Below are 20,639 nucleotides of genomic sequence, written 5' to 3'. Positions count from 1 at the left end.
TTACTCCCTAAACTCATGCTCATGCATCAGTCTGTCTAAAATTGGATATAAATGTCATGGGATTGCCCGTCTCTTTCGACTGTTAAGTTCATTTCGGTTAACTCAGAGACTGACTGAAAAATCTTATTCATGGCGTCCGGGTCCGTTAAATCCTGACCGTTTAACGCGATTGCGACATCGCCATCTTGTAGCCCTACCGACTCAAACAACTCAGGAGATTGCCCAGGGCTCACTCTGTATCCAAGCACTTTGTCATCACGTTTCACTTGCGACAGGCGTACATATTTAAAGATTTCTTGCGGATTGCTGGCAATAGCGGCGCGAATGTCATCCAACTTCTCTTCTGCAGACGCTGGGTTATTACCACGCACATTCGACGCAACAACGCGCTCAGGCGTTGCTACACTCGGTTTATGATAGTCAATTCCATCCAACATCAAGGTTTCATCGCGCCCTGAGTTGTCAATAATGACGCGATCATTGAACACCGCTTTCAATTTGACACGGGTTCCTTCAATGACTTCGTTAACACCATAGGTCGATTGGCTACCACGATTTGCGATTACCGCTAGACTCTTACTCGGTTCATTGCTCGCCACCACTCCAACCAATAATAAGCTAAGGCTGGTTTTAGGTGCATCTTTGACCACAGGCTGTGCGGCTTCGACCTTCTGCTCGCTATAGCGACCAAATAAACTTCCTTGTTGTAAAGAAGAGAGATCAAGCGAACGCGCCGCATTCGGCGTTGATGCGATTGCTCTTGGAGACCAAGGCGTTATATCAACCGCGTTTTGCTGAATCAGCCACACCATTTTTCCTAGAATCCAAGCCGACGTGACCAGCAATACTAAGGTAAGAAATTGGCTGATTTGTTTCTGCCATTGCGGTATTTTTTGTAGCAAACCTGCTTGCCATAAGCGAGATGAGGTCATACTGCTAAAATCGATTCGCCTCAAAAGATGTCCTTACTGATATTTTCTTACTTCAACCATGATATTTCACATTCATGAGCCGTTAGCCAGACGAAAACCGGCGGATTGGCCTCAAACTATACTTCCATTTCATTTAAACTATGCTTCCATTTAAATGGAACAGATACATAAGACCGCGAAGATCGCGCTACAAAAACACATTAATATATCATAGGAGACATTCTCGTCATTTTTACTGACATTATTTTGTCGGGTAGCTTGAAAATCTGGAACCAAAACACCATTGTAAAGGCCATAAAACGTACAAGACTAACTCCCTTTGAGGCACATTTGTAGTATGAGTTCTGCGACAGAGCAAATAAGATTGGATAAATGGCTATGGGCAGCACGATTTTATAAAACGCGGTCGATCGCACGCAGTATGGTCGATGGTGGTAAAGTCCATTATAATGGCCAACGCACCAAGCCAAGTAAAATTGTCGAGCTTGGGGCAACGATTACCTTGCGCCAAGGCCAAGAAGAGAAAATCGTCACTGTGATCAATCTGTTAGGGCAAAGGCGCAGCGCGCCAGAAGCACAAACCCTGTATTCGGAAACCGCAGCAAGCATCGCCAAACGTGCCCATCATGCCGAGCAACGTAAGCTCAACGCACACAACCCAAGCCCCGAACGCAGACCAGACAAAAAAGAGCGTCGTGACATCATTAAATTTAAACATCAATAAAAGCTGGACCATGTTCCGAGGAAATAGCTAAATGGCAAATAACATTTTAAATCGCTACTTATTTGAAGATCTATCCGTACGTGGCGAGTTGGTACAATTAGACGACGCGTATCAACACATCCTTTCGAGCCAGGAATATCCAGCCCCAGTACAAAAACTTTTGGGCGAACTGCTCGTCGCAACGACCTTGCTAACCGCAACGCTGAAGTTTGAAGGCTCAATTACCATGCAATTGCAAGGCAATGGCCCAGTTTCCTTAGTCGTTATCAATGGTGATAATGAACAGAAAGTGCGTGGTGTCGCACGCTGGAAAGGCGATATTGCCGATGATGCCGACCTACACACTTTGATGGGTAAAGGTTATTTAGTTATCACTATCGAGCCCAAGAAAGGCGAGCGCTACCAAGGTGTGGTCGGTTTAGAGGGTGATAACTTAGTGGAAGTGCTGGAAGGTTACTTCATCCGCTCTGAACAGTTGAAAACACGCCTTTGGATACGCATTGGTACGCAAGATGGAAAAGCCTGTGCCGCTGGCATGTTGCTGCAAACCATTCCGGACGGAACGGGTACGCCCGATGATTTTGAGCACTTAGAGCAGTTAACTAACACCGTAAAAAACGAAGAGCTGTTCACCTTAGAAGCCACTGATCTGTTGTATCGCCTGTATAACCAAGAGAAAGTTCAGTTGTTCACCCCACAACCCGTGGAATTCCATTGTGGTTGTTCACGTGAACGCAGTGGGGCGGCCATCATCACAATAGGCAAAGAGGAAATTTACGACATTTTATCGTCTGAAGGATCCGTTTCTTTACATTGTGATTACTGTGGCACCAACTACTCATTTGAAGAGGCTGAGATCGCAACACTCTACGCACAAGCCTCCTCAGGAAGCGACACAATTCATTAATTTGCATGAATTAACAAGCACGAAGAAAACGTATCAGAGCCAGCTTTATGCTGGCTTTTTTTGTGATCAAAACCCAGCAAAATCAAGCCTTAAACAAACAGAATGGCGTACTTATTTTTTTAAAAGTATTAATCTTATTGATCTAGCGCAAAGGTTTGCGTACGCGATAAAATAGTTGCGCCAATATGTGACGGGACACCTAAAACCACAGGAGTGTCATGGGCAATTTTTGAACTGTGTCCCTGTTTTATCCCCCACCCGTTGCTAGCATGGTGAGCAGATAACAATTACAAATACAAACATTATTACAAAATCCCTACAAAATCTCTTACAAGGAGCACCTATGACCGTTATGGAACATACAAAGGCTGCACAACTAGACCTGACCAAATACGGAATAACCAACGTAGTCGAAGTGGTTCGCAACCCAAGCTATGAACTGTTATTTGCCGAGGAAACTCGCCCAGACCTTGAAGGCTACGAAAAAGGCGTCGTCACTGAACTTGGCGCTGTTGCCGTTGATACTGGCATTTTTACAGGCCGCTCACCAAAAGATAAATTCATTGTCAAAGATGACACCACACGCGATACCCTATGGTGGACATCTGAACAAGCGAAAAACGATAACAAACCGATTAACCAAGAAGTATGGAATGATCTAAAAGCACTAGTGGGTCGTCAACTATCCGCTAAACGTCTATTCGTTCTTGACGGTTACTGTGGTGCCAACGCAGATACGCGCCTTTGCGTGCGCTTCATTACTGAAGTGGCGTGGCAAGCGCACTTCGTCAAAAACATGTTCATTCGCCCAACAGAAGAAGAGCTAGCTAACTTCGAACCTGATTTTGTGGTCATGAATGGTGCCAAATGCACCAATGACAAATGGCAAGAGCAAGGCCTGAACTCAGAAAACTTCACTGTGTTTAACTTAACGGAAAAAATGCAGTTGATCGGCGGTACTTGGTACGGCGGTGAAATGAAGAAAGGGATGTTCGCAATGATGAACTACTTCCTTCCACTGCAAGGTATTGCTTCAATGCACTGTTCAGCCAACATGGCTAAAGATGGCGATGTGGCGATTTTCTTTGGCCTATCTGGCACAGGAAAAACCACACTCTCTACCGATCCAAAACGCGCGTTAATCGGCGATGACGAGCACGGCTGGGATGATGATGGCGTGTTTAACTTTGAAGGCGGTTGCTACGCGAAAACCATCAAGCTCTCCAAAGAAGCCGAGCCTGACATCTACAACGCGATCCGCCGTGATGCGCTACTGGAAAACGTCACAGTACGTAGCGATGGTTCGATTGACTTTGATGATGGTTCTAAAACCGAGAATACTCGTGTTTCTTATCCTATCTACCACATCGAAAACATCGTTAAGCCTATATCGAAAGGTGGTCACGCCAATAAAGTGATCTTCCTATCTGCGGATGCATTTGGTGTGCTTCCACCAGTCTCTAAATTGACTCCAGAACAAACCAAGTATCACTTCTTGTCTGGCTTCACGGCAAAACTAGCGGGTACTGAACGTGGCATCACCGAACCAACACCAACCTTCTCAGCCTGTTTTGGCGCAGCGTTTTTAACGCTCCACCCAACACAATATGCCGAAGTGCTGGTAAAACGTATGGAAGCAGCTGGTGCTGAAGCTTATCTAGTCAACACTGGTTGGAACGGCAGCGGTAAACGCATCTCGATTCAAGATACCCGCGCCATCATTGACGCTATCTTAGATGGTTCGATTGAGAAGGCAGCAACCAAGCATATTCCAATCTTCAATCTTGAAGTACCAACCTCACTACCTGGTGTAAACCCAACCATTCTCGACCCACGCGATACTTACGTGGATCCTCTACAATGGACAAGCAAAGCTGAAGATCTCGCCTCGCGCTTTATCAATAACTTTGCCAAGTATACTGATAACGCAGAAGGTAAAGCATTAGTGGCCGCAGGCCCACAACTCGACTAAAACTGATAAGTCAGTAGCAAGCCCCTTTGATAAGGGGCTTTTTTTGTTGCTGCGTGAGGTAATTTGTTTCACTCTGTCGCAGGTAACGATTTACGAGTAAGGACACCATGAACAAGGCTTTGGCATTGCTGATTGCGATCATCGCGCTATTTCTCACTTTCATGCTGGGTATGTTTGCACTGCTACATACCTCTTATGCTACTCCCGTTGCTCAAACTCTCGTTGAACGGCTTTCGAAAGGAAACGTGACGTTTCAATCTCTTCAATACCAGTATCCTTTGCATTTTCAGTTCAACCAATTAACACTGCGGCAAAATAAGCAGCATATCCCGATAGAGCAAGCCGATATTTGGCTCAACCCACAGCTCATTCGCGACCAAAAAATCGCCGTTGATAGCGTGCTACTTAGTGGTATCAGTCTACAAAATGGCCTTCCTACCGATTTGCGATCATGGCCCATTTCGGTGAGCCAAATCGCGCTCAATCACGCCGACATCGCCCAACAAGGTTGGCTAGCGCGCGGTGTTAACCTACAGATTAAAAATCCACATTGGCCGGATGCTCCAACAGCTCTGCCTTTCGGCGAGATACAACTCTCAGCCGAACAATTTTATTGGCAAGGAGAAGCGCTGAATAACCTACTGCTCGATATGGATTACAAACCTGCCAACAGCACCGTCTATGGGCTCTCGTTGTCATGGCGCGGCACGGCTATTTCAGGTCAAGCCGAGCAGTATCCTCAAGGTTGGTCGCTGATCAATGTGACACTGGAAAAACTCAATCTTAGCCGAGATATGAGTCATTCCTTACGCCAATCGGGTTGGTTTCAGCTCTTTGACAAAATATACCATATCAATAGCTTAGATATTTTAAACAGTCAGATCGAGCTTGCGGATATCAGCTTGCGTAACGTCGATATTTCGCTGGAGAACATTTATCCACACAGCAATATTTGGCAGCAGCAACAAGGTAAATTATCGCTGCGAGCCGACGATGCAACTTGGCTAGGTCAGCAGTGGGTGGAGCCAACCTTTAGCCTGCGCACCGAGCCGGATAAACTGATTATTGAGGATTTTAGTAGTGAATTTAAGCAAGGTGATATTCAATGGGCGGGTGTTATCACCCCCACCTCAGCATCGCTGCAACAGCTCACTATTCGCGGTGTAAAATGGGTGAGCGAAAGCAAAGATGATTTTACGTCGCTGAGCCAGCATTGGCCGTGGGTTGATAACCTCACCATCGAGCAACTCACCATCGCCAATAGCCAACTCATTCAATTATTTGCGCCACCTTATTGGCAATTGTCTGGTGTCCATGCCAAAGGGAAGCAGTTAACTCTCGTAAAAAAGAAGCGCTTGGGATTGTGGCAAGGCACGCTCAATATCAGCGCAAACAGCGCCAGCTACGATTCACTATTGAGCACGCAAAGCGTCGTTGAGATGCGCAGCGAACAAGGCCAATGGTACCTAGATCGTTTATTCATACCGTTAGAAAACGGCTATATCGATGCCACTGCGCGTTGGAATTTCCAAACGTTAAGTCAGCCTTGGCAAACCAACATTCATGCCGATGGGCTACCGCTAGCTGTGCTCAATAAAGTCACCCAGCTTCCCTTTACCATAGAGGGTATCAGTGAATTGGAAGCGCAGGTCAACGGCCTCGCCGGAGACTACGCCACCTTCGCCCACTCCCTCACAGGTGAAGCAACGCTCAATATTCGACAAGGCATATTAACGCTAAGCGATCCTGAGCAAAACCTCAGCCATGAGCCGTTTACGCTCGAAGGTTTAGTCATTCATTCAGACAGAGGGCGGATGATGATTAATACAACGCCGCTGGTTGGAAAGACGCTCAAGGCAAACCTTGATGGTCACGTGGATTTGGTCAAGTTGGAGAAAGGACAACTTAACCTTAACCTCCAACAGATGTGCCGTGAGATGCACTTCGAACTGCTCCACAACACACAGCACACCATCTATTCGTGTGATCCAGAAACCGACACTTACTCAGCCAATGATGCGGCGGCTAACAATGCCTTGTAATTGGGGATCAACATATAGGTTCCCGTAAATTCAACGGCGGGTTTACCGCCACTGGTGATAGTGACATTGACGACGATACGCGCTTTACGTCCACTGGCTAAACGATCTAAATCGCCACTGATGCCATCCAATGAAGTGAAGGCTAAAGGGTTATGCACCACAGGGTGACGATAGCGGATGCGGCTATCAACCAAAACAATATCGCCATTCAGGCTTCGCTCACGCATCAGCAACCATGCCATTCCCCATCCGGTCAAGGTGGCAAGGGTAAATGCCGAGCCTGCAAATAAGGTGTTGTGTGGGTTCAAATTCGGATTGAGCTGAGCGCTGCACTCAAATTGGTAGCCCGTATATTGAGTCACCTTAATGCCCATTTTTTCGCTGATAGGAATGTGCGTGGCCCAGCGTTCTTGCAGTTCAGTACACCATTCAGGTTTGCGAATCACATTGGCCATGGGATCAAGCGGTTTGACCATTTGTTGATGTCGCACTGGCCCGCGTTCATCATTGAGCGAGCCCCGGCGTTCAAAGCCGTTCTTTTCATAAAATGCAATCGCATCTTCACGGGCGCTACAGACTAGGCGCTTTGCACCTTCTTGACGAGCCAGCGACTCTAGCGCCACCAGCACCAAAGAGCCCATACCTTTATTGCGACGGCTACTTTTAACCGCCATATAGCGAATTTGCCCTTCGCAATCTGGCGTAATGTACAAGCGACCAATAGCAATCGGTCGGTTACGACCATCGACAATCATCCTGTGGTGGCTCATGCCATCATACTCATCGCGCTCCGAGCCGATCGGTAGATGCCATGGCTCACGCAGCATTTGCCAGCGAAAATGGTAGTATTTATTCAGTTGGTTGTCGGTACTTGGCGTAATCAGTTTAAACATTTGGTTATCCCTAAATCACAGCCTCTCATACTCCGCATGATCCCAACGAAGGAGGCTCTATCCATTTCTTTATTAAACCTGAAGCCAGAATGTCACTGGGCCATCATTAATCAGCGAGACTTTCATATCTTGTGCAAAGCGGCCACGCTGAGTTGGCAAAATGTGCTCACACAAATCCGAAAAGTAATCATACAGACGCTCAGCATCAGCAGGGTGTGCACCTTTTGAAAATCCGGCACGCGTCCCCTTTTTGGTATCGGCTGGCAATGTAAATTGAGACACCACTAAAACCTGACCGTTCACTTGTTGCACGTTCAAGTTCATTTTTCCCTCTTCATCTTCAAACACGCGGTACTGAGTCACACGTTCGACTAGACGTTTGGCCTTTGCCTCATCGTCATCTCTTTCGACCCCAAGTAGCACCAGTAAGCCCTGATTGATTTCGCCAACCACTTCCCCATCAACACGTACCGCCGCTTCACTCACTCTCTGGATCAACGCTATCACTCTGATTTCCCTTTATCATTTGCTCGGAGATAGGCAATGAGTTTAGCATTTCTTGCTCATTGCTCCAGTGCTCTTTTTCACCCAAAGTCGCCGTCACCTCCGCCCCAACGAGCACAATCATCCAGCATAAGTAGACCCACACAAACAGAATAGGGATCGCCGCCAGTGCGCCGTAAATCAGTTGATAGGAGGGAAACTGAGTAATATAAGCAGCAAACCCTTTTTTACTGAACTCAAATAAAATAGCCGCCACCATTGCCCCGACCAAGGCGTGTGAAAGATGCACTTTTTTATTCGGCACCAGCAGGTACAAACCGACAAAAGCAGAGAATGACAAAATAAAAGGTAGCCAGCGCAGCAACAAATTATAAGCACCAGAGAGTGCTTCGCTGTCAATAATCTTGAGTGAGGTAATATACGAGGTTGCCGCAATACTTGCGCCGACTAAAATTGGCCCGAGCGTAAGAACCATCCAATACATTGAAAAAGAGAGCACCATGCGCCGTTTATTTTTAACTCGCCAAATGTAGTTCAAATTCTTGTCAATATTGGAAATCAGCATTAAAGCTGCAACGAATAAAAATGCCCCGCCCACGGCCGTCATCTTACCTGTATTCGCGATAAATTCGAGCAACGCCTCTCGCACTACATCGCCTGCGGCAGGCACAAAATGGGTGATCACAAAATCTTGAATAACCATACCGACATTGGAAAAAATAGAAAATGAGGAGAGAATTGATAACAGCACGGTAAGCATAGGTACGATCGACAACAACGTGATATAAGCCAAATAGCCCGCATTAACATTGACGCGGTCATGATCCATCCGGCTGAGTAAATAACGCGTAAACAGTAAACATTGTTTGCCAAGCTTTTTAATTTTCAAATGCCTTCTCCCTGCTTATTTTTATCATCAATCACCATTCTATACCTAAAACTGACTATATTGCAGATAAGCAAAGGGCGAGAAGTACACTCCTCGCCCTTAGATTAACTCGTTAACTTATACCATGACGGTATTAGCCACGGCTTGCACGTTTACGATCATTCTCAGTCAAATGACGTTTACGGATACGAATGCTCTGTGGGGTCACTTCCACTAGTTCATCGTCGTCAATAAACTCAAGTGCTTGCTCAAGTGTAAACTTGATTGCAGGTGACAATACTTGCGCTTCATCAGTACCAGAAGCACGAACGTTTGTCAGCTGCTTGCCTTTCAAGCAGTTCACTGTTAGGTCGTTAGAACGGTTGTGGATACCGATCACTTGGCCTTCGTACACTTCATCTGCGTGCTCAGTAAATAGGCGACCGCGCTCTTGTAGGTTGAACAGAGCGTAAGTCAACGCTTTACCTGTCGCGTTAGAGATCAACACGCCGTTGTTACGTTGACCAATATTACCGCCTTTGTGTAGGCCGTAATGATCAAACGTATGGTAAAGCAAACCTGAACCTGAGGTTAAGGTCATGAATTCTGTTTGGAAACCAATCAAACCGCGAGAAGGCATCATGAAATCAAGACGCACACGGCCTTTGCCGTCTGGAGTCATATTCGTCAGCTCACCTTTACGCAGGCCGATTTTCTCCATCACGCCGCCTTGGCTCTCTTCCATCACATCGATCGTTACGGTTTCGAACGGTTCCATTTTCTGGCCGTCTTCTTCCTTCAAAATAACTTCAGGACGAGAAACTGCAAGCTCAAAGCCTTCACGACGCATGTTCTCAATCAGGATTGATAGGTGAAGTTCACCACGACCTGAAACGCGGAAGCGATCTGGGTTGTCGGTTTCTTCAACACGCAATGCTACGTTATGAACAAGCTCTTTTTGCAGACGCTCAAGGATATTACGTGAAGTCACGTATTTACCTTCTTTACCTGCAAACGGTGAGGTATTGACTTGGAAAGTCATGGTCACTGTCGGTTCATCAACGGATAGCGGCACCATGGCTTCAACACAGTTTTGATCACAAATGGTGTCTGAAATTTTCAGCTCACCTAAACCTGTTACCGCAATGATGTCGCCAGCGTTAGCTTGTTCAACTTCGTTACGCTCAAGGCCAAGATAACCCAGAACTGTACCAACTTTACCGTTACGTTTCTTACCATCAGCACCGACAACTGTTACTTGTTGGTTCGCTTTTACGCTACCACGAGTCACACGACAAACACCGATAACACCAACGTAAGAGCTGTAATCAAGTTGAGAAACTTGCATTTGTAGTGGGCCATCAAGGTCAACTTGTGGTGACTCTACATTGTCAACGATCGCTTGGAACAAAGGTTCCATGTTTTCACCAACTTCACCTTCGTTAAGTGTCGCCCAACCGTTCAGTGCAGAGGCATAAACCACTTTAAAGTCGAGCTGCTCATCCGTTGCACCAAGGTTGTCGAACAGGTCGAACACTTGATCCATAACCCAATCAGGGCGAGCACCAGGACGGTCAATTTTGTTAATAACAACGATTGGCTTCAAACCGTGAGCAAAGGCTTTTTGTGTTACGAAGCGAGTTTGTGGCATTGGGCCATCAACCGCATCAACAATCAGCAAAACAGAGTCAACCATTGACATGATACGTTCAACTTCACCACCGAAGTCGGCGTGTCCTGGAGTATCTACGATGTTGATACGGAAATCATTCCAGTTAATGGCTGTATTTTTTGCAAGGATAGTGATACCGCGCTCTTTCTCGATATCGTTCGAGTCCATGACCCGCTCTTCCGTATTACCGCGAGACTCTAACGTACCTGACTGTTGCAGCAGTTTATCAACCAACGTTGTTTTACCGTGGTCAACGTGTGCGATGATCGCGATATTTCTTAATTTATCAATCTGTGGAGTAGCCATGGATTTTGCTTCACTTATTAAGGGAGTAACTCGCTTCGGCATGAGGCCGCAACGAGCATAGAACTTGATTAAAAAAACGGTCAATAATGTACCAGATTTTGGCGAAAAACCTAGAAATATGTGATCTATCGCGCTGATTTTCGCTCACCACAAGCTTAGTCCGCTACTTGCTTTAAAACAAATTGCATCAAAATGGACTAAATCAGCATTGACAAGCCTAGTAAACCTAGGCTGAATAGTGTGCGCTTTGGTAGTTAATGGTGCAACATAAAACTCAAGGCACCAAAATAGTGCAAATAAGGATCTTTTTGGTGCAGAGAAGCATTTAAATTCGACAAAGAACAACCAAAGCACTTGAAATTAAAGGATTAATTTAATTGGCACGAATTTAGCTTTGTTAGAAACAGCATCGATTAATAAGTTTAGAATGAAATTAATCAATGCTAGTTTCAATTCGATTCGGGCCATTACCGCTTTAATAACACTGGAGGTTATCCAAGATGTCAGTAGAAAACGTTCTATCGCTGATCCAAGAAAACGAAGTTAAGTTTGTTGACCTGCGCTTTACCGACACGAAAGGCAAAGAGCAACATATCTCTATTCCTGCTCATCAAGTCGACGCAGACTTCTTCGAAGAAGGTAAGATGTTCGATGGTTCATCCGTTGCTGGCTGGAAAGGAATCAATGAGTCTGACATGGTGATGATGCCTGATGCATCAAGTGCAGTTCTTGACCCGTTCACAGAAGACGCAACACTTAACATTCGTTGTGACATTCTAGAGCCTGCAACCATGCAAGGCTACGATCGTGACCCACGTTCTATCGCAAAACGCGCAGAAGATTACATGCGTTCAACAGGTATCGCAGACACCGTTCTTGTCGGTCCAGAGCCAGAGTTCTTCCTTTTTGATGACGTGAAATACACCAACAATATGTCTGGTGCCTCATTCAAAATTGATGATATCGAAGCGGCTTGGAACACTGGCGCTGAAATTGAAGGTGGTAACAAAGGTCACCGCCCTGGTGTGAAAGGTGGTTATTTCCCTGTTGCACCGGTTGACTCATCACAAGACATCCGTTCAGCCATGTGTTTGATCATGGAAGAGATGGGCCTCGTCGTTGAAGCTCACCACCATGAAGTAGCGACCGCAGGTCAAAACGAAATCGCCACTCGCTTTAATACGCTAACTACGAAAGCCGATGAGATCCAAATCTACAAATACGTGGTGCACAACGTTGCGCACGCCTTTGGTAAAACAGCAACCTTCATGCCTAAGCCTCTTGTTGGCGACAACGGTTCAGGTATGCACGTTCACCAATCTCTTGCAAAAGATGGTGTAAACCTATTTGCTGGTGACAAGTACGGCGGTCTATCTGACTTAGCGCTTTACTACATTGGCGGTATCATCAAGCACGCGCGTGCCATCAACGCATTTGCTAACCCATCAACAAACTCGTACAAGCGCCTTGTCCCTGGGTTTGAAGCACCGGTAATGCTAGCTTACTCGGCTCGTAACCGTTCTGCGTCTATCCGTATTCCAGTAGTACCAAGCCCGAAAGCACGTCGTATCGAAGCTCGTTTCCCAGATCCAGCAGCAAACCCATACCTAGCGTTTGCCGCTCTTCTAATGGCTGGTCTTGATGGTATCAAGAACAAAATCCATCCAGGAGAAGCGATGGATAAAGATTTGTACGACTTACCAGCAGAAGAAGCCGCTGAGATTCCAAAAGTAGCCGAGTCACTTGAAGTGGCACTAAAAGCACTGGATGAAGATCGTGAATTCCTGACCGCTGGCGGCGTATTCTCTGATGATTTCATCAACTCATACATCACGCTAAAAGCAAAAGATGTAGAACGCGTCAACATGGCCGTTCACCCACTAGAATTTGAATTGTACTACTCGGTATAATTCTTAGCTTTGGTGCAAAATGTAACTTAGGTTACGGATTTATCAGGCTCGCCTCGCAGGTGAGCCTTTTTCATATTTGGGGTTAATTCCGGACGTCGTAACATTAGCGTTACAACAATAACGGCACTCGAAAGCCGATACCCTTAACGTGAAAACATCTCTATATAGGGGGATGACTGTGAATTTGATCCGAATTTTACTCCTAACACTCATCATGCTTTATTCCGCGATTTCAATTGCACAAAACGTCTATACGTGGGTGGATGCAAACGGCGTGTTGCATCTTAGCGATGTCCCACAAGATAAGGGAGCAAAGCAAATTTCGATTCCTGATTTTCAAGCCGATGCTCCTGAGCCAACCTTTGAAACCTCTCACCCCGTCACTGACCTCACCAAAAATCTGCCACAGGAAAAATCCGCAACCCATGTCAACAAAATAGAACCGCTGACCATTGCAATTCGCTCTCCGGCTGACGATGAAACCTTACGCAGCAATGCGGGCGTTATTTCAATCAACGCCGAACTCAATCGCAACTTAACCGTCAGTGAACAGTTGCAATTGGTCATGAATGACAAGGCCTATGGCGCCCCCGCCACTCAACCTACTTGGACGCTGAAAAATCTAGATAGAGGAACGCATCGCTTTTTAATTCAAGTAGTTGTAAACGGCAAGATTATTGCATCGTCTAACCCTGTGACGGTGCATTTACATCGAGCCAGCATCAAGTGATGAACTCTTCGCCAATAAGCTCGATATAACAACAGGTTTCACTTTTTCTTCTGACACCGATGCGCCATACTTAGCCATGCAATGCACCAAAGTTGTGCATTGCATCATTTGGGAACACGGACAAGGATGAAAACGTGAATTGTGAGCTAAGCCAAACGATTTTAAATAATATCGTTACCGCCACCTTGATGCTCGATGAGTCTCTTTGTATCCGTTATGCCAATCCAGCGGCTGAACAACTCTTCTCCCAAAGTGCTAAGCGAATTATCAACCAACCACTGTCAAAACTCATCCAGCACGCTTCTCTTGATTTAGCGCTGCTTTCTCAGCCGTTGCAAAGTGGCCAAAGTATTACTGATAGCGATGTTACGTTTGTGGTCGATGGTAAGCCACTGATGCTGGAAGTGACCGTGAGCCCTATATCTTGGCAACGCGAGCTGATGCTTTTGGTCGAAATGCGCAAAATTGGTCAACAACGACGGTTAACACAAGAGCTCAATCAGCACGCCCAACAGCAAGCGGCAAAACTCTTAGTTCGCGGGCTGGCGCATGAAATTAAAAACCCATTAGGTGGGCTACGCGGCGCGGCGCAACTGCTAGAAAAGATGTTGCCGGACCACAGTCTCACTGAGTACACCCAAATTATTATTGAACAAGCCGATCGACTGCGTGCTCTTGTTGACCGTTTGCTCGGCCCACAAAAACCGGGCAAGAAGTGCTCTGAAAATCTCCATGTAATTTTGGAAAAAGTCCGCCAATTGGTTGAGCTAGAAGCCAGCACACACTTGGTGATTGAACGAGATTATGACCCCAGCTTGCCCGATATTTTGATGGATACCGATCAAATCGAGCAGGCATTACTGAATATCGTCAGCAATGCGGCACAGATTTTATCTCATGATCCGCATGGTAAAATCACACTTCGCACCAGAACAGTGCACCAAGCCAATATTCACGGACAGCGCCATAAGTTAGTGGCACGCATAGAAATCAGCGATAACGGCCCAGGCATTCCTACCGAATTACAAGACACACTGTTTTATCCCATGGTCAGCGGCCGTGAAGGTGGGACGGGGCTGGGTCTTTCTATCTCACAAAACCTGATCGATCAGCACAATGGAAAAATCGAGGTTGAAAGCTGGCCAGGTCGAACCACATTTACTATTTATTTACCCATTTGACCGATGTCAGATTGGGTTTGCTGCTAAGGAATAAACATTATGAGTAAAGGATACGTTTGGGTGGTGGACGATGATAGTTCGATCCGCTGGGTGATGGAAAAAACGCTCTCATCAGCCAACATAAAATGCGAAACGTTTTCCGATGCCGAAAGTGTGTTACTGGCGCTAGAAAGAGAAACGCCCGATGTGCTCGTTTCCGATATTCGCATGCCGGGCATGAATGGTATTGAGCTGCTAAACCAAGTTCATTCACGATCTCCTGAGTTGCCCGTCATCATCATGACTGCCCACTCAGATCTTGATGCCGCGGTGAATGCCTATCAAAAGGGTGCCTTTGAGTATCTGCCTAAACCTTTTGATGTCGATGAAACCCTCACCTTGGTTGAACGTGCCATTGCTCATAGTCAGGAGCAGCGCAAAGAACAATCCAATCAACAGATTGGCGTTGATAGTACACCGGAAATCATTGGAGAAGCCCCTTCAATGCAAGAGGTATTTCGGGCGATTGGCCGTTTATCACGTTCCTCAATCTCAGTCTTGATCAATGGTGAATCAGGAACCGGGAAAGAGTTAGTCGCTCACGCGCTTCATCGCCATAGCCCACGCGCCCAAAAACCGTTTATTGCCCTCAATATGGCCGCAATTCCAAAAGATCTCATCGAGTCAGAACTGTTTGGTCATGAGAAAGGAGCATTCACCGGTGCAAACAGTGTCCGCCAAGGGCGTTTTGAGCAGGCCAACGGGGGCACTCTATTCTTAGATGAAATTGGCGATATGCCGCTCGACATTCAAACTCGGCTACTGCGTGTTTTAGCCGATGGTCAGTTTTACCGTGTAGGAGGGCATTCAGCAATCAAAGTGGATGTACGCATTGTCGCCGCCACTCACCAAAACTTAGAAAAACTCGTTCATCAAGGAAAGTTTCGTGACGATCTCTTCCACCGTCTCAATGTCATTCGTATTCATATCCCAGCACTGCGTGAGCGAAGCCAAGATATAGAAAAACTGACCAAGCACTTTCTCGCCTCTGCAGCAAAAGAATTAGGCGTAGAAATGAAAACGCTACATCCTAAGAGCATTGAAATTTTGAATCGTCTTGAATGGCCGGGAAACGTACGACAACTTGAAAATATGTGTCGCTGGTTAACTGTAATGGCCAGTGGCAGCGAGGTGCTACCCAGTGATCTTCCTTCCGAATTATTGTCGGAAAAGAAAAATAGTGACTTTGATAGTGCTATAAGTTGGCAACAACAACTCGCAAGTTGGGCTAAATCTTCATTAGCTTCAGGAGAAACAGAGCTGCTTTCTTATGCACTTCCTGAATTTGAACGTATACTTTTGGAAGCAGCACTTCATCACACCAATGGTCACAAACAAGACGCAGCTAAGGTGCTTGGGTGGGGGCGCAATACGTTGACAAGGAAGTTAAAAGAACTTTACTGATAATTTTTTAATGATCAGGTGCAGTGATTCACTTTCTGGCACAATGCAATCACCCACCACCTTGCGTGTTTTACCGATAATTTGTATGGATGCAGAAGACACGACATGTCATTTACGAATCAAATAACGTTGAAAACAGCCGTTGTTCTACCATTTGTTATGATTTTCCTCATAACGATTGGAGTGATTGTGGGTGTACAAAAATACAGTTATGAAGAGATGGTTGATGACATTAGCAGCAAACAGCTTTCATCATTAAATGCCAATGTAGAGCAGCGACTGATCAGTTTTCTCGATGAACCTTTTCAAGCCAGCCTCGCTTTAAGCCACACGATCGGCTTTAGTCAGTTCTATTCTGCGGACGATGTCAGTAAAGTAGAAGGATATCTGCTTGCCAGTTTTGAAACGCTTTATCGACCGCTAGAACAAATTGATGTGATCGGATTTGGTGGCGAACAGGCGGAGTACGTGGGCTTTCGCAAAGAGATTGGTGATAGTTTTACCTTGATGGTGAAAGATAATCGAACTCAGCAAAACTTGGTGATCTACTCAGGAAAAACCATCAATCAAGATATTCGCTCCACCATTGCCGATTATGATCCAAGAACTCGCCCCTGGTATACTCCAGTTGCACAAAGTTTAAGCCCAAGTTGGTCGCCAATCTACACTAATGTTGATGAACGCCAAGAGATCACGCTCTCTGCTTTAGCACCCGTTTTCTCTATGAACAAGTTCATCGGTGTTTTGGTGACTGATGTGAAAATCGATACGTTCAATGCGTTTCTGGCCTCACTGCAACAGAAAACTCATGCCAACGTGTATATTATTGATCCAGAAAAAAGATTGGTAGCTCACTCCAATACCAGCACCGTTGTCTCTTGGGGGACCGAACTGTCGGCAAAAGGAGAGCGACTACTGGCTATCGAAAATGCCAACCCAGTGATCCAAGCCAGTGCACATTATATTGATAACCATGACAAAATGCTGTCAGCAACACTCAACAAATTCGAAACGGTAGTTGATGGCACCCGCTATTTTAATCATCTCACTCCCTTTAAAGATAAACATGGCATCGAATGGTTTATTGGCGTCTCGATTTCAGAAACCGATCTACTTGGTCGATTGCCAGAAAACCAACAAAACAGTTGGATTATTGGCGGTATTGTCAGCCTTATCGGCATTGGTATAGGGCTCATTGCCTTTAATCGAATCACCACTCCAATTACCGCTACCGCGGCGGCTGCTCAGCATCTAGCAAAAGGGGATTGGGAAAGTAACATGCCGAAAGCTGGTAATATTTATGAAACGAGTTTGCTTGTTTATTCATTCAATGAAATGGCCAACAACCTAAAAGCCTCATTTAAGGCATTGCATTCCCAATTGATCTACGATTCCCTAACCAAGCTCTATAGCCGTGAAGGTTTAATTGATAACTTTAGTCAATTAAATCAAATTAATGGCAGCCTATTGCTTATCGGCATCGATAAATTCAGAGATATTAATGACAGCTTGGGGCATCAGCAAGGTGACTTACTATTACAAATTATTGCTGAAAAATTACGCACACTATTTGCAAGTACCTCATGTATTGCTCGTACAGGTGGTGATGAATTCGCTATTTACATCCCCTCTTTACAACAAAAGAATGAAGCCCAATCCGCGGCTAACAGCATATTACAAATGTTTGCTGTCCCATTCTCAATGCATAATGAAAAAGTGGTCGTCAATGCCTCCATTGGCATCGTGCTTCCTAATGACACACTCCATACTATGGCGCTATGGTTACGTAATGGTAGCATCGCACTCAGCCACGCCAAGCAAGAGCGCTCAAGGATCTGCTATTACTCTCCAGAGATGGACGATGTTTCTCGTAAACGTACGCAAATGCTCACTCAAATTAAGCTTGCCATCGAGAACAAAGAATATATTCCGTATTATCAACCAATTGTAAACTTATCAACGGGAGATATCATCGGAGCTGAAGCCTTGGCACGCTGGGTGACACCAAGCGGTGATATCATTCCCCCCTTGGAATTCATTCCTATCGCTGAAGAAAGCGGCTTCATTGGCCTGATTGGTGAGCAAATCTTGTATCAAGCGTGTTTTGACACGATGCAAGGCATCAAGATGGGTAAATGGGGATCGACGTTTAAAATGCACGTCAACCTCTCAGTGAACCAGCTATCTCAACCTCAGTTTGTTCATGAGCTCAAAGCGACTTTGGAAAGAACGGGGCTTGAACCCAATAATCTCGCTTTAGAGATCACAGAATCAAGAATTGTTGATAACGACCCAGTTATTTTAGCAAACATGAACAAACTCAAAGAGCTGGGCATCCATATCGCGATAGATGATTTTGGTACCGGATACAGCTCCCTTTCTTATTTACATCAACTTCCATTCGATTGTCTAAAAATAGACAGGGCGTTTGTATCGCAGCTCGAACAGACAAATCTCAGTAGCTCAGTCGTTGCGGCAATCATCAACATGACTCGTGGGTTTAATGTCGAAATTGTAGCAGAAGGTATTGAAACCAAAGAGCAAGTCCATCTCCTAACCATGCTTAACTGCACTCAGGGACAAGGCTTTCTGTTTAGTAAAGCCATCCCTTTTTACGAATGGTCAACAGATATGGTAAACATAAAAGCCAAATAAACAGAATTGGGTGATTTAATACGCTTTGCTAGCTGACACTGGCTACATTGATTTTTATACTTGATGCCATACACACTTTCGGAAAAACATAATGATAACTAAAAACCTACCGCTTACTGATTTGCATCGCCATCTTGACGGCAACATTCGAACCAAAACTATCTTAGAACTAGGGCAACGATTTGGTGTAGCGCTGCCAGCTGGCAACATAGAAGAGCTCACACCTCATGTACAAATCGTCGAAGCAGAACCATCATTGGTCGCCTTTTTATCAAAACTTGATTGGGGAGTTGCCGTATTGGGTGATCTCGATGCTTGCCGAAGAGTCGCCTACGAAAATGTCGAAGATGCCTTAAATGCTCAAATTGATTATGCCGAGCTGAGGTTCTCTCCTTACTATATGGCTATGAAACATCAACTGCCTATCGCTGGCGTTGTTGAGGCTGTAGTTGATGGGGTACAAGCGGGCGTTCGAGACTTCGGTATTCAGGCTAACCTAATAGGAATTATGAGCCGCACTTTTGGCACCGATGCTTGTCAGCAGGAGCTAGACGCTATTTTGACTCAAAAGCAGCACATTGTTGCAGTCGACTTGGCAGGCGATGAACTTGGGCAGCCGGGCGAGCGATTTATTTCTCACTTTAAACAAGTACGAGATGCAGGGCTAAGAGTTACAGTACACGCTGGAGAAGCAGCGGGGTCAGAAAGTATGTGGCAGGCAATTAAAGAGCTAGGTGCAGAACGCATTGGACACGGAGTAAAAGCCGTCCATGACCCTAAGCTAATGGATTATCTTGCCAAACATCGTATTGGCATTGAGTCTTGCCTAACGTCAAACTTCCAAACGAGCACAGTAAACTCTCTTGCTCATCATCCTATAAAACAGTTTTTAGAGCATGGGATACTTGCTTGTTTAAATACTGATGACCCAGCGGTTGAAGGTATTGAACTTCCACATGAATATGAAGTTGCAGCACTTCAAGCAGGCCTTTCTCAAGAGCAGATCAGACAAGCGCAAATTAACGGATTAGAATTAGCCTTTCTTTCAGACTCAGATAAAAAAGCACTGTCAGCCAAAGCCGCTTTGCGTAGCTAAATCTCCTGAACCATGTCTCTCTAGCCGATGTTTAATACATCGGCTTTTTTATACCTAAGACATAGAGACCGAAAAGAATAAGAATAGATTGAACAAAGTGTAGCTACCACACGACTGTCCTGAGAGTGATAAAAAATAAAATGCTATTTTTCTCAAACGAAAAAAGCCCTGCTATTACTAGCAGGGCTTCTTAATAAGTGGCGGAGCGGACGGGACTCGAACCCGCGACCCCCGGCGTGACAGGCCGGTATTCTAACCAACTGAACTACCGCTCCGCAGCGTGTCTGGTTAGACAATATTCAAAGCCTGGCGATGTCCTACTCTCACATGGGGAGACCCCACACTACCATCGGCGCTGTTGTGTTTCACTTCTGAGTTCGGCATGGAGTCAGGTGGGTCCACAACGCTATGGTCGCCAAGCAAATTTCTTAATTCGGAAAGCTGTTTCGTTCTCATTCACACATTCAATGTTCTTCAATTGAGCCCACAAAACCCCTTCGGTGTTGTATGGTTAAGCCTCACGGGCAATTAGTATTGGTTAGCTCAACGCCTCGCAGCGCTTACACACCCAACCTATCAACGTTCTAGTCTCGAACAACCCTTTAGGACACTTAAAGTGCCAGGGAAGACTCATCTCAGGGCTCGCTTCGCGCTTAGATGCTTTCAGCGCTTATCAATTCCGAACTTAGCTACCGGGCAATGCCATTGGCATGACAACCCGAACACCAGCGGTTCGTCCACTCCGGTCCTCTCGTACTAGGAGCAGCCCCCTTCAATCTTCCAACGCCCACGGCAGATAGGGAC

15 protein-coding genes, 1 tRNA gene and 2 rRNA genes are annotated in these 20,639 nt (G+C 45.7%); 10 read left to right on the top strand and 8 right to left on the bottom strand.

The window, feature by feature from the left end; genetic code table 11:
- Positions 1-35: 35 nt before the first annotated feature.
- Positions 36-932, bottom strand: coding sequence for a type II secretion system protein GspC (gspC, locus tag AACQ21_RS14410; RefSeq protein WP_228376488.1), 897 nt, complete (start codon positions 930-932; stop codon positions 36-38).
- 337 nt (positions 933-1,269) lie between these two features.
- Here gspC and hslR point away from each other — a divergent pair, with 337 nt between their 5' ends.
- The 4 genes from hslR to AACQ21_RS14390 all read left to right on the top strand — a co-directional run bounded on the left by hslR (position 1,270) and on the right by AACQ21_RS14390 (position 6,577).
- Positions 1,270-1,656 (top strand): ribosome-associated heat shock protein Hsp15, encoded by a 387-nt coding sequence (hslR, locus tag AACQ21_RS14405; protein WP_026028320.1) that lies wholly within the window; start codon positions 1,270-1,272, stop codon positions 1,654-1,656.
- Between the two features lie 31 nt (positions 1,657-1,687).
- Positions 1,688-2,563, top strand: a complete 876-nt coding sequence (gene hslO / locus AACQ21_RS14400) for an Hsp33 family molecular chaperone HslO (RefSeq protein ID WP_105976356.1) — start codon at positions 1,688-1,690, stop codon at positions 2,561-2,563.
- Positions 2,564-2,906: 343 nt separating this feature from the next.
- Positions 2,907-4,535: a phosphoenolpyruvate carboxykinase (ATP) gene (pckA, locus tag AACQ21_RS14395; protein ID WP_105976355.1), complete on the top strand. Its 1,629-nt coding sequence runs from the start codon at positions 2,907-2,909 to the stop codon at positions 4,533-4,535.
- Between the two features lie 107 nt (positions 4,536-4,642).
- Positions 4,643-6,577, top strand: a complete 1,935-nt coding sequence (locus tag AACQ21_RS14390) for an AsmA family protein (protein ID WP_105976354.1) — start codon at positions 4,643-4,645, stop codon at positions 6,575-6,577.
- Here the strand turns inward: AACQ21_RS14390 and AACQ21_RS14385 are convergent.
- The 4 genes from AACQ21_RS14385 to typA form a co-directional block, all read right to left on the bottom strand.
- Positions 6,538-7,470: a bifunctional GNAT family N-acetyltransferase/hotdog fold thioesterase gene (locus AACQ21_RS14385; protein WP_017048711.1), complete on the bottom strand. Its 933-nt coding sequence runs from the start codon at positions 7,468-7,470 to the stop codon at positions 6,538-6,540. The two genes, AACQ21_RS14390 and AACQ21_RS14385, sit on opposite strands and share 40 nt — an antisense overlap.
- A 72-nt stretch (positions 7,471-7,542) precedes the next feature.
- Positions 7,543-7,977 (bottom strand): D-aminoacyl-tRNA deacylase, encoded by a 435-nt coding sequence (dtd, locus tag AACQ21_RS14380; RefSeq protein ID WP_013855445.1) that lies wholly within the window; start codon positions 7,975-7,977, stop codon positions 7,543-7,545.
- On the bottom strand, positions 7,949-8,863 hold the full coding sequence (locus tag AACQ21_RS14375; RefSeq protein ID WP_088728555.1) for a virulence factor BrkB family protein: 915 nt from the start codon (positions 8,861-8,863) through the stop codon (positions 7,949-7,951). Before AACQ21_RS14375 ends, dtd begins: the two co-directional genes overlap by 29 nt.
- A gap of 133 nt (positions 8,864-8,996) precedes the next feature.
- Positions 8,997-10,820 (bottom strand): translational GTPase TypA, encoded by a 1,824-nt coding sequence (gene typA / locus AACQ21_RS14370; RefSeq protein ID WP_010319743.1) that lies wholly within the window; start codon positions 10,818-10,820, stop codon positions 8,997-8,999.
- 500 nt (positions 10,821-11,320) lie between these two features.
- Between typA and glnA the strand changes: the two genes are divergently transcribed.
- From glnA to add, 6 genes are all read left to right on the top strand, one after another.
- A complete protein-coding gene (gene glnA, locus AACQ21_RS14365) occupies positions 11,321-12,730 on the top strand; it encodes a glutamate--ammonia ligase (protein ID WP_017043509.1) in 1,410 nt (469 codons plus the stop codon).
- 148 nt (positions 12,731-12,878) lie between these two features.
- Entirely contained in the window at positions 12,879-13,460 is a 582-nt protein-coding gene (locus AACQ21_RS14360; RefSeq protein ID WP_105976353.1) for a DUF4124 domain-containing protein, read from the top strand.
- Positions 13,461-13,594: 134 nt separating this feature from the next.
- Positions 13,595-14,641: a nitrogen regulation protein NR(II) gene (glnL, locus tag AACQ21_RS14355; protein WP_105976352.1), complete on the top strand. Its 1,047-nt coding sequence runs from the start codon at positions 13,595-13,597 to the stop codon at positions 14,639-14,641.
- Positions 14,642-14,680: 39 nt separating this feature from the next.
- Positions 14,681-16,084, top strand: a complete 1,404-nt coding sequence (glnG, locus tag AACQ21_RS14350; RefSeq protein WP_013855452.1) for a nitrogen regulation protein NR(I) — start codon at positions 14,681-14,683, stop codon at positions 16,082-16,084.
- Between the two features lie 105 nt (positions 16,085-16,189).
- On the top strand, positions 16,190-18,739 hold the full coding sequence (locus AACQ21_RS14345) for an EAL domain-containing protein (RefSeq protein WP_445285732.1): 2,550 nt from the start codon (positions 16,190-16,192) through the stop codon (positions 18,737-18,739).
- Positions 18,740-18,830: 91 nt separating this feature from the next.
- Complete coding sequence (gene add / locus AACQ21_RS14340) at positions 18,831-19,835, top strand: adenosine deaminase (protein WP_094125495.1); 1,005 nt, start codon at positions 18,831-18,833, stop codon at positions 19,833-19,835.
- Positions 19,836-20,033: 198 nt separating this feature from the next.
- Here the strand turns inward: add and AACQ21_RS14335 are convergent.
- From AACQ21_RS14335 to AACQ21_RS14325, 3 genes are all read right to left on the bottom strand, one after another.
- Positions 20,034-20,110 (bottom strand) — tRNA-Asp (locus AACQ21_RS14335).
- A gap of 29 nt (positions 20,111-20,139) precedes the next feature.
- Positions 20,140-20,255: ribosomal RNA gene (rrf, locus tag AACQ21_RS14330) — 5S ribosomal RNA — on the bottom strand.
- Positions 20,256-20,342: 87 nt separating this feature from the next.
- Positions 20,343-20,639: ribosomal RNA gene (locus AACQ21_RS14325) — 23S ribosomal RNA — on the bottom strand; the annotation flags it as partial.

It is taken from the genome of Vibrio sp. V01_P9A10T6, from assembly GCF_963877065.1.
Lineage (GTDB): Bacteria > Pseudomonadota > Gammaproteobacteria > Enterobacterales > Vibrionaceae > Vibrio > Vibrio anguillarum.
This window is presented reverse-complemented; position numbering and strand designations above follow the sequence as displayed.

Coding starts and splice junctions, on each gene's coding strand:
- hslR (WP_026028320.1), top strand. CDS start 1,270: ATGAGTTCTGCGACAGAGCAAATAAGATTGGATAAATGGCTATGGGCA.
- add (WP_094125495.1), top strand. CDS start 18,831: ATGATAACTAAAAACCTACCGCTTACTGATTTGCATCGCCATCTTGAC.
- AACQ21_RS14385 (WP_017048711.1), bottom strand. CDS start 7,470: ATGTTTAAACTGATTACGCCAAGTACCGACAACCAACTGAATAAATAC.
- pckA (WP_105976355.1), top strand. CDS start 2,907: ATGACCGTTATGGAACATACAAAGGCTGCACAACTAGACCTGACCAAA.
- glnG (WP_013855452.1), top strand. CDS start 14,681: ATGAGTAAAGGATACGTTTGGGTGGTGGACGATGATAGTTCGATCCGC.
- gspC (WP_228376488.1), bottom strand. CDS start 932: ATGACCTCATCTCGCTTATGGCAAGCAGGTTTGCTACAAAAAATACCG.
- typA (WP_010319743.1), bottom strand. CDS start 10,820: ATGGCTACTCCACAGATTGATAAATTAAGAAATATCGCGATCATCGCA.
- AACQ21_RS14390 (WP_105976354.1), top strand. CDS start 4,643: ATGAACAAGGCTTTGGCATTGCTGATTGCGATCATCGCGCTATTTCTC.
- glnA (WP_017043509.1), top strand. CDS start 11,321: ATGTCAGTAGAAAACGTTCTATCGCTGATCCAAGAAAACGAAGTTAAG.
- AACQ21_RS14345 (WP_445285732.1), top strand. CDS start 16,190: ATGTCATTTACGAATCAAATAACGTTGAAAACAGCCGTTGTTCTACCA.
- hslO (WP_105976356.1), top strand. CDS start 1,688: ATGGCAAATAACATTTTAAATCGCTACTTATTTGAAGATCTATCCGTA.